This is a genomic window from Caballeronia glathei (assembly GCF_000698595.1).
GTDB lineage: Bacteria > Pseudomonadota > Gammaproteobacteria > Burkholderiales > Burkholderiaceae > Caballeronia > Caballeronia glathei.
This window is the reverse complement of record NZ_JFHC01000122.1, coordinates 1-12,992: the sequence shown is the minus strand read 5'-3', so window position 1 is coordinate 12,992 and position 12,992 is coordinate 1. Positions and strand designations below refer to the sequence as shown.

Genomic DNA, 12,992 nt, shown 5'->3' with positions numbered 1-12,992 from the left:
CCCGACCGTCGGAGTGTCCGCCTCTGTTCGTCGTGCGGATAGGTACGCGGACCCACTGCGCCCTCGAAACTCCAAAGTTCGTGGTAAGGCAAGCATCCCTCCGTCCTCGCTTCGCTCCGACGCCCGGTGCGCCACAACCACTCGCTTCGTTTCATTCCTGCGTGTACCTACGTCGCTTCGCCCTGTCGAGGAACTTGCTTACCACCCGGACTTCCCTTCGTCGGGCACGCAGTGCCAAGACGGATGAATGACTGCCTTACCACTCCGCTTGAAGGTGCGACGGCACAGTGGGTCCGCGTACCCATCCGCTCAACATACAGAGGTGGACACTCCTACGGTCGGGCCACTCAGAAAGACTCAATGCGATTCCCTCCTAACACCGCTTGCCCCATAGCTGCTTTCTTTGGTTACTTTCTTTGCAGCAGCAAAGAAAGTGACTGCCGCCCCGCACAGGGGCGAAGCTAATAAACCAATATCAAAGCAAGTTTCATAGGAGCGCAAGCGCATCAGACGGTGTTCACAACCCCCGACCGCCCCCCCGTCCGGGCGCCAGCGCCCCTTCAGTGTGAATAAGGCCGCACCAGAGCACATTCAGGATTGAGCCGAACACCAAACCCGGGTGTCTCCGGCACCTTCATCCGCCCGTTCAAGGGCACAGGCTCATCGAGCAGCAGCGGCGTGAACATCGGCACGACTTCATCGGCCTTCGGCGCCATCATCAGAAACTCCGCAAACGGCGAGTTATGCCGCGTCACCACGAAGTGATAGCTGTACACCGAAGACCCGTGCGGCACGACCAGCACATTATGCGCATCGGCAAGCGCCGAAATCTTGATGAGCTCCGTGATGCCGCCGCACCAGCCGACGTCCGGCTGGATCAGGTCCGCGCATCCCATCTCGAGCAGCATGCGAAAACCCCACCGCGTCGCCTCGTGCTCGCCCGTCGTCACCATCATGCCCCGCGGCACCGAGCGGCGCAGTTCGGCGTAACCCCAATAATCATCCGGGGGAAGCGTCTCCTCCAGCCACTTCAGCCCGTATTCGTGCGCCGCGTCGGCAAGCCGCTTCGCATACGTCAGATCGAGGCTCATCCAGCAATCGAACATCAGCCAGAAGTCGTCGCCGACCTTCGCGCGCATGTCCGCAAGCTTCGCAATGTTCTTCGCAAGCCCCTCTTCGCCCTCGGCCGGCCCGTGCTGCAACGGCATCTTCCCGCCTATGAAGCCCATCTCCTTCGCAAGATCGGGACGCGCGCCCGTCGCGTAGAACCGAAGCTCGTCGCGCACGGGGCCGCCGAGCAGATGGAACACCGGCTCCTTGCGCACCTTCGCGAGCAGGTCCCACAGTGCGAGATCGACGCCGGAAATCGCGTTCAGCACGATGCCCTTGCGGCCGTAATAGAGCGTCGCGAAGTACATCTGGTCCCACATCTTCTCGATGTCGGTCACGCGCTGCCCCTCGATGAACCGCGCGAGATGCTTCTCGACGATGAACGCGCCCACCTCGCCGCCCGTCGTCACCGCGAAGCCCACGGTGCCGTCGCTCGCCTCGATCTCGACGACGAGCGTGCCGAGCACGTTGATCCCGAACGACTGACGGCTCTGGCGATACTCGGGGTAGCGCGCCATCGGCGTCGAGATGTGGTCGTCGATCCAGTGGTCGGCGCCCTGGTCGTGATAGTCGGCGCCGCCGCCCCGGACGGTGAAGGCGCGGACCTGGCGGATGGTTGGCATGGACATGATCGAACTCCGTTGAGTATTTTCTGTTCAGGACGCTTTTGCGGGTTTGCCTGGCGCGTAGTCGAGGGTCTTCGGCTGCCGCACGAACACGACGATCACGAGCGCAGCCAGCACGCTTGCCGCGCCGAGCAGCACGAGCCCGGCACTCGTCGACGCATACATGCGTTCGGCCGCGGTGCGCAGCATCGGCGCGACGAAGCCGCCGAGGCTGCCGAGCGAATTGATCAGCGCGATGCCGGCGGCCGCGGCGGCACCGGCCAGATAGCGCGTCGGAAAGGTCCAGAAGAGCGGCTGCGCGCTGATGAAGCTGCTCGCGGCGAAGCACAGCGCGACGAGGGACACGATCGGCTGGCTCGCCAGCCCGGAAACCGCGATGCCGGCGCCGGCGATCACGAGCAGTCCGACCGCGATGGGCCGGTGCAGCCCCGTGCGGTCGGCGTAGCGCGGCACGAACCACGTTACGGCAACGGCGCACAGCCACGGAATCGCGGTCACGAGTCCGACGTGCAGGCCGACCTTCGTGCCGAGCAGCGCCGAGACCTGCTGCGGCAGATAGAAGATCACACCGTACACCGCCGCCTGGATCAGGAAGTAGACGGTCGAGAGAATCAGCACGCGAGCATCGACGAGCGCGGCGAGCACGCTGCGAGGACCGTGCGACGCCGCGTCCTGCGCATCGCGCTCGATCCGCGCGCACAGCACGGCGCGCTCTTCAGCGGAAAGCCAGCGCGCCTTCGACGGTTCGTTGTCGAGATACCAGAACGCCCACACGCCGACGACCGAAGCCAGCCCGCCTTCGACGAGAAAGAGCCATTCCCAGCCGGCGAGACCGAGTGCGCCGTGCAGGTCCAGCAGCAGCCCCGAGAGCGGGCTGCCGAAGATGAACGCGAGCGGCGCGCCGAAATAGAAGACGCCGAGCGCGCGGGCACGCGCCGACTGGGGAAACCAGCGCGTCAGGTAATAGACGATGCCGGGAAAGAACCCCGCCTCGGCCACACCGAGCGCAAAGCGCAGGATGTAGAAGGTCGTGGCCGTGTGCGCGAACGCCATCGCCGCCGACACGATGCCCCACGTCACCATGATCCGGCACATCCAGAGCTTCGCGCCGACACGGTGCAGAAGCAGGTTGCTCGGCACCTCGAAGAGCGCGTAGCCTACGAAGAACACGCCCGCGCCGAATGCGAACGCCGCATTCGAAAGCCCGGTGTCCTGCTGCAGCGCCTTTTGCGCGAAGCCGATGTTCGCGCGATCGAGAAACGCGAGCACGTACATCAGCAGAAGGAACGGCAGCAGGTGGCGCATCACCCTGCCCGTGACCGCCCGTTCCGCGATAGCGGGGTCGCTCATGTCTGTCTCCAGTGGTCCTGTGTGGCGCGCGATGGTGCGCACGGCGAGATGCCTCGCGACGACGGCTAGTACGTCGCGCGTCCGCCCGACAGGTCGAACACGGCGCCCGTGCTGAATGCGCAGTCCTCCGAGGCGAGCCAGAGGATCAGCGAGGCCGCTTCGTCCGGCAGCAGGAAGCGGTTCATCGGGATCTTCGAGAGCATGTAGTCGATGTGCTGCTGCGACATGGAGTCGAAGATCTCCGTTTTCGCCGCCGCGGGCGTGACCGCGTTCACGAGGATGTTCTTCGTCGCGAGTTCCTTGCCGAGCGACTTGGTGAGCCCGATCAGCCCCGCCTTCGATGCGCTGTAGTGCGAGGCGTTCGGATTGCCTTCCTTGCCCGCCACCGACGCGATGTTGACGATGCGCCCGTAGCCCTCTTTCAGCATGTGCGGCACGACGGCGCGGCACGTGAGATATGGGCCGATCAGGTTCACGTCGATCACGCGACGCCACACGTCGGGCGCCAGTTCCCAGGTCGTGCCGTTGCCGCCGGTGATGCCCGCGTTGTTGACGAGCACGTCGATCTTGCCGTGCGCGGCGAGCGTTGCGGCAACCGCGGCATCCACCGAGGACTCGTCGCTCAGTTCGACGACGGCCGTGCTCACCCTGCCCGGCGCCGCGAGTTCGTCGGATGCGCGCTGCACGCGCTCGGCGTCTATGTCCCACAGCGCGACCGCCGCGCCCGAAGCGAGCGCGCGCTGCGCCACCGCATAGCCGATGCCGCGCGCCCCGCCGGTAATCACCACCGTGCGTCCGGCCAGGTCGATCTGGTTCATCGCGTCTCCTTGTCCAATGAGTTTTGACTTGTGCAGCCACTATAGTGGGACGCCAATAGCGGGACAATTCGTCTTGGCGATGGTCCGATAGCGAAAGCGGATCGCATGGGATGCGCAAAAGAAGGGCGTTATCCGATCGGCCTTACAATATGGCAACTGCCGGAGCCGCTTTTCCCCGGTGCCCCGCTTTCGTTCATGAAGCGCCACTCCAACGCCGAACCGCCCATGGTCACTGAAACGTCATCTTCGGAATCGCTCGCTGTCGCCGAGCGCGTGCGCGAACTGATGAGCCGTCACGGCATCGGCAAGCGGCAGCAGACGGCCGAGTTGTGCCGCATCCTCGATCTGAGCTTTTCGCAGGGGCATCGCAAGCTGCGCGGCAACAGTCCGTGGACGCTCGCGCAGATTCGCCGCGTCGCCGACGCGTTCGACGAACCCGCGCTCCAGCTCTTCGACGCAAAAAACGCCGATAGCGACGACACCGAAGGCACTGCGCACGATGCGGTGTTCAAGCTCGGCTCGGTGGAGATTCCCTGCATGGCGTGGGTGGGCGCCGCGCTCGACGCCGGCAGCCGGCCTGATTTCATTGCGCAGAAGGTGAACAACCATTGGCTCGTGACGAAGCATGAAGGTGTGCTGCTCCAGGCTGCATTCGACGTTCACAAGATCGAGATCCAGCCGCGCCGCGCCGATATGGAAAAGCCGGTGATCGCGGTTGTCGACGACGACCAGGCTTCCGCCGACAACCTGCATGACTATCTCGAACGCACCGGTTTCACGGCCATCGCGTTCTATCACCTCGACGCCTTTCTCGAGGCGTTGCAGACGCAGGTTTTCGATGCGGTGGTGATCGACTGGCTGTTCGGCGCGCACACGTCCGCGGGGGCGATTCGCGCGGTGCGCGAATCCGACAACCCGGATGCGCCGGTGTTCGTGCTGACGGGGGAACTCACCACGGGCAAGGCGAGCGAATCGGAGATCAGCCAGGTCATTCGCGACTATAACGTCGCCTGTTTCGAGAAGCCTGCGCGGCTTGCGATTCTCGTTGCCGATCTTTCGAAGCGGTTGCTTCGGACTTGAACTGGCAGGGACGCTGGCGCTTGGGGTTAGGTGGTCGCTGGCGCTTGGGTTTGGGGTTTGTTCTTTACACCGTTTGATGCCCCTGCGCTCCTATGAAACTTGCTTTGTTACTGGTTTATTAGCTTTGCCCCTGTGCGGGGCGGCAGTCACACAGGGATATCGCTAGCGCTTGGGGCGGTTATAGAACCGTCTGATGCGCTTCGACCTCGATGAAACTTGCTTTCTTAATGGTCTATTAGCTCGCCCCTGTGCGGGGCAGCAGTCACTTTCTTTGCTGCTGCAAAGAAAGTAACCAAAGAAAGCAGCTATGGGCTCAGCGGTGTTAGGACGTGACCACGTTTGAGTTTTTCAGAGTGGCCCGACCGTGGGAGTGTCGCCCTCTGTTCGTTGAGCGGACAGGTACGCGGACCCACTGATACAACGCACCCTCCAACTCAGTGGTAAGCACTTCGTTCCGCTCCCTCCTCGCTGCGCTCGGACGTCGGGCCATCACAAACCAGTACTTCGCTCCAGTCTGGCGTTTAGCTGCGCGCACCACCGGTTGCACCTCTTGTCAGAGCGAAGCGAAGACGGATGAATGACTGCCTTACCACTTCGTTTAAGGGCGCGATGCCGCCGTGGGTCCGCGTCCCTGTTCGCTCAACATACAGAGGTGGACACTCCTACGGTCGGGCCACTCTGAAAAGCTCAAACGTGGTTACGTCCTAACACCGCTGACCCAATAGCTGCTTTCTTTGGTTACTTTCTTTGCAGCAGCAAAGAAAGTGACTGCCGCCCCGCACAGGGGCGAAGCTTATAAACCAAAGCCAATACAAGTTTCATAGGAGCGCAGGCGCACCAGACGTTGTAAACAACAAACCCCAACCCCGAGCGCCAGCGGGACGCCTGTGCAAAGAAATTGACTGCCGCCCCGCACAGTGGCGAAGCTAATAAACCAATAGCAAAGCAAGTTTCATAGGAGCGCAAGCGCATCAAACGGTGTTAACACCCCCCGTCCAAGCGCCAGCGCCCGCCCGCCCCCTATTGCCTCCGAGTGACAGAAACAGCCCGCGCCACCGCGCTTCGCAGCACCTCATATCGCACGGGCTTAAGCAAATAGTCGAAGAACAGAATAGCGGCGCCCGGATCGACCATTTCCGGTGCATAGGCGCTCACGGCAATAATCGGCACGCTCGCCCCCGGAGCAAGCCGCACGCGATACTCGTTCGCGAACGAATAACCGTCCTTCCCCGGCATATGCAGGTCGGCGAGAATCACGTCGGCTTCGTTCGAAGCGAGCCACAGCAGTGCGCTGTCCACGTCGCCGATCGCGACGGCCGAATAGCCCAGATGCGTAAGCATCTCCGTGAGCGAATCGCGAATCGACTCGTGATCGTCGATCACCAGCACACGCGACTTCCTGAGCGGCGCGGCCTGCGCTCCCTGCTCGCGGCGCTCCGGCAGGTCCGCCGCCTGCGCGACGGGCAGGCTCACGCGAAACGCGGCACCCTGGCCGACCTCGCTCGACACCTCTATCCTCCCGCCCAGCAGATCGACCAGCCCGCGCACCACCGCAAGGCCCATCCCCGCGCCGTCGAACCGGCGCGTACTCGACGAATCGAGCTGCGTGAACTCCTCGAAGATGAGCGGCAACTGCTCGCGCGCAATGCCGGGCCCGGTGTCGATCACGGAAACGTCGAGCCGGTCGTCCGAGCGCTCGAAGCGCACGTCGATCGAGCCCGCATCCGTGTACTTGATCGCGTTCGTGACGAGATTGGTCGCGATCTGGCGCAGGCGGTGCTGGTCGCTCTCGAGCGGCTCGCGGCGCCCGACGAACTCGCCGCGCAATTCGAGCCCCCTTGTCGTCGCGGCCGGCGTGTTCGCGTCGATGATCGAGTCGAGCAGCTCGACGGGATCGAACACGGTCTTGCGCAGTTCGAGCTTGCCCGCGCCAAGCCGCGCATAGTCGGTCAGGTCGCGCATCTGCGCTTCGAGATGGCGCGCGCCGGTTTCGAGCCGCTGAATGATCCTGCGGTCCGCTTCGGCGTGCAGGTTGAGCCCGAGCAGTTCCACCGACGACACGATCGCGTGCAGCGGCGTGCGCAGCTCGTGGCTGATCATGCCGAGGAACGTATCCTTTGCGACGCTCGCCTCGCGCGCCGCCCGCGTCGCCTGATGCTCGGCTTCGAGCGCCGCGCGCTGCTGCTCGATCAGGCGCGTGCGGCGGTAGCCGTTGAGCAGCAGGAGCGCGGTGGCCGCCGCGGACAGCAGCGCGAGCAGGATGCCCCCGTAGATCAGATAGCGGCGCTTCACGTCGAAGTCGCGCACGATGCTTTCGCGATCCGCCACGTCGACGAGACGGCGCCCGTTCGAAAGCTCGGTCACGACGGCGAGGTTCTGGCGCAGCACGCCCGTGATCCTGAGCGTGCGCTGACGGTCCTCCTCGAGCAGGTCGAGCTCGGGCGCGATCGATGCGAGCGCGCTGCCCAGTTGCCTCACGATCTCCCGCTGCCGGGCGCGCAACGCGTCGTGCCCGCTCAGCATGTCCGTCGACGCCGACACGACGCTCAGCTTCGATTCGAGAATCTCGAAGCGCAGGCGCACCTGGTCGGCCGCCTCGTCGATGCCGCTGCGATAGAGCAGCACCTGATTCGCGAAGCGCTCATAGGCGATCTCGAGCTGCGCGGCGTCCCAGTAGAAGCCGTCGTAGGGAACGACGACCTGATGCGGCGTCTGCTTCGCGAGCAGGCCGGAATAGAGCATGTACGCAACCGCGCCGATGGGCGGCGCGATCGCCAGCGCGATCAGCGCCGCGTACCATAGCCGCCGCAGCCACGGGCGCGCTACTTGAGAATGAGCGCTTTCACCTGCCATACGTATTTCGTGTCGGCGACGGCGCCCGTCAGTTCGGACGGGTACGCATCGCGGGGGAAGATCAGAAAGAGCGGGCCGAAGTCGCGCACTTTCAGGCGCTTGCCGTTCATGCTGTAGGCGAGGATCGCGCCATAGTGCCGCGCCTCGCTCACCGTGAGCGTCACCGAATAGTCGTCGAACGTGCGCAGTTCAACGGAATCGCCCCGTGCTTCGGCGAGTTGCAGCACATCCGTGAACAGCGGCCCCGTGAAGGTGGACTTCGGCGTCCAGCGTGTCGAGGTGACGATCGTGTGCGCCGGCAGCTTCAGCAGCTCGGCCTCGGAAATCCGGTAGACGGTGTGCGAGGGGTCGTTCGTCTTGCCTATCTTTCCCTGCATCTCGAGTTCGAACGGCGCCGCGCGCACCGCGAGCGGCAGCATCAGGAGCGCCGCGAGGAATGCGAAGAATGCAGGCGCGCGCCATTGCATGCGTGTCATCGGGCGCCCTGTCAGTGCTGTTCGTCGAAAGTCTTCGCCGCGCGCTCGGACGCGACGACGATCAGCTTCATCGTCGCACGCGTCGCGCCGACGAAAAACTTGCGCGCCGCTTGTTCATCGAGCGCGTCGAAGTCCACTTCGGTCAGGATCACGCACGGCGCCGATTGCCCCTTGAAGCGATAGATCGATTCGAGCAGCACGTCGCCCTCGCGATACTCGGGGTTGCCGAAGAGATCGTAGCCGCCCGTGAAGCTGCGCAGCCGGTGCGGACCGAGCTGCTCGATCGGCGTCAGCACGGAGCCTTCGCGTCCGCGAAACGACAGCACCGCGATGTCCTGCTTCCTGAATCCGAGCGACAGCGCCTGCGTGATCGCCCGCTTGGTCGCTTCGATCACTTCGTCGGCGTGGCCGTTTTCGTAGGTCGAGACGCTCACTTCCGAGCCGTCGAACGGACTGCCCGCATCGAGCCTGACGTCGCGCCCGACAATGCGCCTGATGAACGCGAGCAGGTCGCGCGGGCTGCGGTAGTTGGTCGTCTCGCGCAGCGTGGTCCAGCCGGGCAGCGGCACGGGATCGCGGAAATAGAGGTTCTGCATCGGGTCTTCGAGCCACCACCATGCGCCTTCCGGCCTGAGGAGCCGCGCGAGCGCATCGACCCATGCGGCCTGGAAGTCCTGCCCCTCGTCGACGATCAACACATCGAACTTCCAGTGCTCCGGCACCGGCACGTTCGCGAAGCGCTCCTCCAGCGTGGCGAACACGTCGGGCTGGCTGAAATCGGGCGGGCTGCCGGCGTCGCGCGCCACCGCCGCGCTCAGCTGATGGTAGTTCGCGATCTTCGCCTCGGGCGGCGCGACGAGGCGGATGTGATCGGCGAGCGGCCGGTTGAAGCAGACATACAGCGCGCTCCTGCCCTTCGCCACTGCGTCGCGCATCACCTGCACGGCAAGCTGCGTCTTGCCCGATCCCGCCGTGCCGGTCACACGCAGCCTGAACGGCTCGAATTCGAGCCGCCGCGCCCAGGTGGCGAGCCCGCCCGACAGGCGCGTGACGAGCATGTCCGCCTGGCCGACGAGCGCGTTGGTGTCGGGCGTGAGCGCGAGTTCGTCGGCGAGGAAATGATGGATGCGCGCCGCCGAATCGAAGCGCGGCTCGTCGGGCGGCAAGATGTCCAGAACGACCGCGGGCAGCCTGCCCTTGCGGCTCGCATCGACGATGCGCTGCGCCGGCACCCCCGCGATCGAGGCGTCCTTCACGGTGTAGTCCGGGCAGTACAGCAGTTCTTCGATGCGATACGTGCCCGCGCCGAACGCGGCCGTGAAGCGCCGGTGCAGGTTCTCGAGCGTGCGCGCGAGCTGGATCGCGACGTTGCGCTCCTTCTGCAGATAGACCTTCACGAGACCGGCCGGCGTTTCGCGCAGGAACCCGGCCTTCTGTTCGATGACGAGCACGCGTCCCGACGGCGCGACGACCACGAAATCCGCTTCGCCGAAGACGGAAAAGCCTTCGCTGATGCGTGTCCAGTGCACGCCGTGATAGACGGTATAGTCGTCGGGCAGCTTTTCGAGCAGCGACAGCGTTTCCAGCTCGCGTACGGCGGCGCCGGTTGCTTCGAGGTTTTTCCAGTCGTCGGGGACGATTCGAGCCATGCTTCGCCTTTCGTTTCGATGCCCGGGAGCGCGGGCGTGTCGCGCCATTGTACGCAACGCGCGCGCGTCACCCCGGCCCGGGCGCCGCGCGATTCCTTCGTGCGCGTTGCGGCGCGAGCGGCGGCTCAGTCGGCGTAGTCGTACTTGCCGCCGCGCTCGATGGCGCGCTGATATGCGGGCCGCGCATGAATGCGCTCGAGGAACGCGCGGATATGCGGCAGTTCCTTCGCGCCCGCGCGGTGGCTCGCGGTTTCGAGCGGAAAGCTCATCAGTACGTCGGCCGCGGTGAATTCGCTGCCGGCGAACCATTCCGACTTCGCGAGTTCGCCGTCGATATAGCCGAGGTGCAGCCTCAACTGCGGATCGATGAAGCTGCTTTGCATCGTCGCGGCGATGCGGCGCGCGACCGGCTGCACGAAGAACGGCATCCGCGCGCTGCCGATGCGCACCGCGACGAGCTTGAGCAGCAGCGGCGGCATCGCGGAGCCCTCGGCATAGTGCATCCAGTAGCTGTAGCGCACGCGTTCGGGCGACGCGCCGTGCGGCGGCGCGAAGCGTCCCTGCCCGTAGCGCTCCACCAGATACTCGATGATCGCGCCCGACTCGGCGATCGTCAGGCCGTCGTCGACGATGACGGGCAGTTTGCCGAGCGGATGCACGGCGCGCACCTCGCGAGGCGCGAGCATGCTGTGCGGATCGCGCAGGTAGCGCTTGATTTCATAGTCGACGCCCAGTTCCTCGAGCATCCAGAGCACGCGCTGCGAGCGGGAATTGTTGAGATGGTGAACGGTGAGCATGGGAATCGCGGACAGGGATTGAAGCACTTCGGTGATCAGGAGAATACCTCAGACGCAATGAACTATTCCGCGCGGCGGCGTCGAATGTAGAAAGCCTCTTGTCAAGAGGCCGCAATTCAACACGACAACACGACACAAAAGGAGAGTCCGATGACCCTGGTCATTTATCTGGTGGGCTGGCTGATATTCATCGGCGGCGTTTCGTGGGCGCTCGTCGCGATGCATGTCTCGCAGCACACCATCGCGATCGTCGCCGTGATCCTGCTCGGCATCGCCGTCATCACGGGCGCGACGCGAGCGCGCAACCGCGACCGGTCGTAGCCGCGAACAAGCACCGGAAAATTAGCGCGAGGGACGCCATGAACGGTGCCCCTCACTCCGCTCTCACGACACTACGCGCGCATTCAGCGATTCCCGTATCAGCGTCACGAGTTCATCGGGGTGCGCCGGCTTCGTCATGAAGTGCTGGAACCCCTCGCCGATGCTTCGCAATCGATATTCTTCGCCGTCGTGGCCCGTCAGCGCGATCGCCACGGAGGGCGGCAGGTTGCCGCGAATCTCGTGGTCGCGCAAACGTTGAATCAGGTAGAAACCATCCATCGCCGGAAGGTCGATATCGCAGATCACCGCGTCGGGCAACAGGCGAATCGCAGCTTCGGCGCCGTCTTCGGCATCGGCGAGCGCGACCACGTCGGCCCCTTCTTCTTCCAGCAACATCTGCAGTGATTCCCTGCTCTCGCGATCGTCTTCAATCAGGACGATCCTGGCATGCCCCAGTCTTGCTACATCGTTCATCATTTTCTTTTCAACTGCCCAAAACGGAATTCATGTGCCGGCTTTTCTATGGGTTGCGGCCGGCGTCGCCGCAGACCGTTCTCTTGGACACGCATTCCCGGCATGGATTCCGACAGCACCGTAATTTTGCCGCGTGCGCCGGTGCCGAACGTCGCGCGGGGCGAATGTGCGGGGCGCGTACAGCGCATCACCGCGAGCCGTAACCAGCAAGAAACAGGCCGGAGCCCGCCCGACTCGCCGCAAGCCCTTTGGATCCGGTGTCCGGCGGGCTGCCGCCGTGACGCCTCGCCGCATCGACAAGCACGCGCGTGTAATTTCTGGAGCGCCGCTGCACGCTTTCCCGTCAGACCTTTTCGGCTGCGGCACTCGAATGGAGGATCGAACGGTACTCGGTAGGCGTCACGCCGACGGTCGCCTTGAACTGCCGCGTGAAGGCGCTGTGGTCCGTGTAGCCGCAGAGCGCGGCGACGTCGGTTACCTTGTCGTTCGTGACGAGCAGTGCGGTGGCCGCGTCGAGCCGAGTCTTGAGCAACACCTGGCGCGGCGTCAGATGAAACACCTTGTGGAAGTAGCGTTCGAGTTGCGCAATCGACATGTTCGCCATCGACGCCAGTTGCCGCATGTTCAGCGGCTGCACGAAATTTTCCTGGATATGCTGCACGACGGCGGCAAGCCGGCTGTAAGCCGGATGCGTGCCTTCGGCGGCCTGCAGGTCGCGCGAGATGCCCGCAAGGCCGATGACCTTGCCCGCCGCATCGTGCAGCGGCTGCTTGCAGGTCATGCACCAGCCGGGCTCGCGTCCCGCATAGAGATGCAGTTCGAGCTGGTCGATCAGCTGACTGCCCTCGGCGATGATCGCCTTGTCCTGCGCCGTGTAGATGCGCCCGAAGCGGCGCGGGAACACGTCTTCGGCCGTCTTGCCGATGAGCGCCTGCTTGTCCTTCTGCCCGCAGCGCCGCGCGAGCGTGCGGTTGACCATCGCGTAGCGCGCCTCCTCGTCCTTCACGAAAAAGACGACGTCGGGCATCGCATCGAAGACGGGCGCGAGCAGCATGAAGTGATCGAGCATCGCGCGCAGCGTCGATGCGCCGGCGCCCGCGCGCAGGGCGGCGTCGAGCGCCGGTCGCTCGCCGGCGGCTGGCGCTGCGTCGGCCGGGCGGTCCATCGTGATCGTCATGGGCGTCTCGGGAGTCGTCGTGAGTGGATGGCGCGTGCGCTTCGCCGCGCCCACCGGGCTGCGGACGATTATAGGGTTCCGCGGGAGCGGTCAAAATTGGTGTTGTCCGCGACGCCGGTCTCCTGTGCGGCGTCCGCTGCGGCGATGAGCGTCGCGATGCGCACCGGCGCGAACGGCGGGCGCGGCGCCGCGATGTCCCAGCCGAAGCAGGCCGCGGCCGCCGCGCCGCATATGCGCCCCTGGCACGGCCCCATGCCGCAG

11 protein-coding genes and 1 pseudogene are annotated in these 12,992 nt (G+C 64.6%); 2 read left to right on the top strand and 10 right to left on the bottom strand.

Translation table 11 applies throughout. From position 1 onward, the window contains the following. Nucleotides 1–560 precede the first annotated feature (560 nt). From rhmD to BG61_RS36330, 3 genes are all read right to left on the bottom strand, one after another. Nucleotides 561–1,739 (bottom strand): L-rhamnonate dehydratase, encoded by a 1,179-nt coding sequence (rhmD, locus tag BG61_RS36340; RefSeq protein ID WP_035935861.1) that lies wholly within the window; start codon nucleotides 1,737–1,739, stop codon nucleotides 561–563. Nucleotides 1,740–1,766: 27 nt separating this feature from the next. Beyond that, nucleotides 1,767–3,086, bottom strand: a complete 1,320-nt coding sequence (locus tag BG61_RS36335; protein ID WP_035935859.1) for an MFS transporter — start codon at nucleotides 3,084–3,086, stop codon at nucleotides 1,767–1,769. 65 nt (nucleotides 3,087–3,151) lie between these two features. After that, on the bottom strand, nucleotides 3,152–3,904 hold the full coding sequence (locus BG61_RS36330; RefSeq protein WP_035935856.1) for an SDR family oxidoreductase: 753 nt from the start codon (nucleotides 3,902–3,904) through the stop codon (nucleotides 3,152–3,154). 225 nt (nucleotides 3,905–4,129) lie between these two features. On the opposite strand from BG61_RS36330, the gene BG61_RS36325 reads away from it, so the two are divergent. Beyond that, complete coding sequence (locus BG61_RS36325) at nucleotides 4,130–4,984, top strand: helix-turn-helix domain-containing protein (protein WP_035935896.1); 855 nt, start codon at nucleotides 4,130–4,132, stop codon at nucleotides 4,982–4,984. Between the two features lie 1,020 nt (nucleotides 4,985–6,004). Here BG61_RS36325 and BG61_RS36320 read toward each other — a convergent pair. From BG61_RS36320 to BG61_RS36305, 4 genes are all read right to left on the bottom strand, one after another. After that, nucleotides 6,005–7,837 (bottom strand): hybrid sensor histidine kinase/response regulator, encoded by a 1,833-nt coding sequence (locus BG61_RS36320; protein ID WP_035931363.1) that lies wholly within the window; start codon nucleotides 7,835–7,837, stop codon nucleotides 6,005–6,007. Further along, complete coding sequence (locus BG61_RS36315) at nucleotides 7,807–8,313, bottom strand: putative pterin-binding protein (RefSeq protein ID WP_035931366.1); 507 nt, start codon at nucleotides 8,311–8,313, stop codon at nucleotides 7,807–7,809. The genes BG61_RS36320 and BG61_RS36315 overlap by 31 nt, the downstream gene beginning before the upstream one ends. A gap of 11 nt (nucleotides 8,314–8,324) precedes the next feature. Beyond that, on the bottom strand, nucleotides 8,325–9,962 hold the full coding sequence (locus BG61_RS36310; RefSeq protein WP_035931368.1) for an ATP-binding domain-containing protein: 1,638 nt from the start codon (nucleotides 9,960–9,962) through the stop codon (nucleotides 8,325–8,327). Nucleotides 9,963–10,087: 125 nt separating this feature from the next. After that, entirely contained in the window at nucleotides 10,088–10,759 is a 672-nt protein-coding gene (locus BG61_RS36305) for a glutathione S-transferase family protein (RefSeq protein WP_035931370.1), read from the bottom strand. A gap of 150 nt (nucleotides 10,760–10,909) precedes the next feature. On the opposite strand from BG61_RS36305, the gene BG61_RS43485 reads away from it, so the two are divergent. Continuing rightward, nucleotides 10,910–11,080: a hypothetical protein gene (locus BG61_RS43485; RefSeq protein WP_169743338.1), complete on the top strand. Its 171-nt coding sequence runs from the start codon at nucleotides 10,910–10,912 to the stop codon at nucleotides 11,078–11,080. Nucleotides 11,081–11,143: 63 nt separating this feature from the next. Here the strand turns inward: BG61_RS43485 and BG61_RS36300 are convergent, their stop codons facing one another. The 3 genes and pseudogenes from BG61_RS36300 to BG61_RS36290 form a co-directional block, all read right to left on the bottom strand. Beyond that, nucleotides 11,144–11,557 carry a response regulator gene (locus BG61_RS36300; RefSeq protein ID WP_129572142.1) on the bottom strand — a complete coding sequence of 138 codons (414 nt, stop codon included), beginning with the start codon at nucleotides 11,555–11,557 and terminating at the stop codon, nucleotides 11,144–11,146. A 340-nt stretch (nucleotides 11,558–11,897) separates the two neighbouring features. Beyond that, a complete protein-coding gene (locus BG61_RS36295; protein WP_081868308.1) occupies nucleotides 11,898–12,731 on the bottom strand; it encodes an AraC family transcriptional regulator in 834 nt (277 codons plus the stop codon). A gap of 68 nt (nucleotides 12,732–12,799) precedes the next feature. Beyond that, nucleotides 12,800–12,992, bottom strand: a pseudogene (locus BG61_RS36290) (hypothetical protein); the annotation flags it as partial.

What these genes read in the sequence shown, in the direction of transcription:
- rhmD (WP_035935861.1), bottom strand. Translation starts at nt 1,739, where the DNA reads ATGTCCATGCCAACCATCCGCCAGGTCCGCGCCTTCACCGTCCGGGGC.
- BG61_RS36335 (WP_035935859.1), bottom strand. Translation starts at nt 3,086, where the DNA reads ATGAGCGACCCCGCTATCGCGGAACGGGCGGTCACGGGCAGGGTGATG.
- BG61_RS36330 (WP_035935856.1), bottom strand. Translation starts at nt 3,904, where the DNA reads ATGAACCAGATCGACCTGGCCGGACGCACGGTGGTGATTACCGGCGGG.
- BG61_RS36325 (WP_035935896.1), top strand. Translation starts at nt 4,130, where the DNA reads ATGGTCACTGAAACGTCATCTTCGGAATCGCTCGCTGTCGCCGAGCGC.
- BG61_RS36320 (WP_035931363.1), bottom strand. Translation starts at nt 7,837, where the DNA reads ATGGCAGGTGAAAGCGCTCATTCTCAAGTAGCGCGCCCGTGGCTGCGG.
- BG61_RS36315 (WP_035931366.1), bottom strand. Translation starts at nt 8,313, where the DNA reads ATGACACGCATGCAATGGCGCGCGCCTGCATTCTTCGCATTCCTCGCG.
- BG61_RS36310 (WP_035931368.1), bottom strand. Translation starts at nt 9,962, where the DNA reads ATGGCTCGAATCGTCCCCGACGACTGGAAAAACCTCGAAGCAACCGGC.
- BG61_RS36305 (WP_035931370.1), bottom strand. Translation starts at nt 10,759, where the DNA reads ATGCTCACCGTTCACCATCTCAACAATTCCCGCTCGCAGCGCGTGCTC.
- BG61_RS43485 (WP_169743338.1), top strand. Translation starts at nt 10,910, where the DNA reads ATGACCCTGGTCATTTATCTGGTGGGCTGGCTGATATTCATCGGCGGC.
- BG61_RS36300 (WP_129572142.1), bottom strand. Translation starts at nt 11,557, where the DNA reads ATGATGAACGATGTAGCAAGACTGGGGCATGCCAGGATCGTCCTGATT.
- BG61_RS36295 (WP_081868308.1), bottom strand. Translation starts at nt 12,731, where the DNA reads ATGACGATCACGATGGACCGCCCGGCCGACGCAGCGCCAGCCGCCGGC.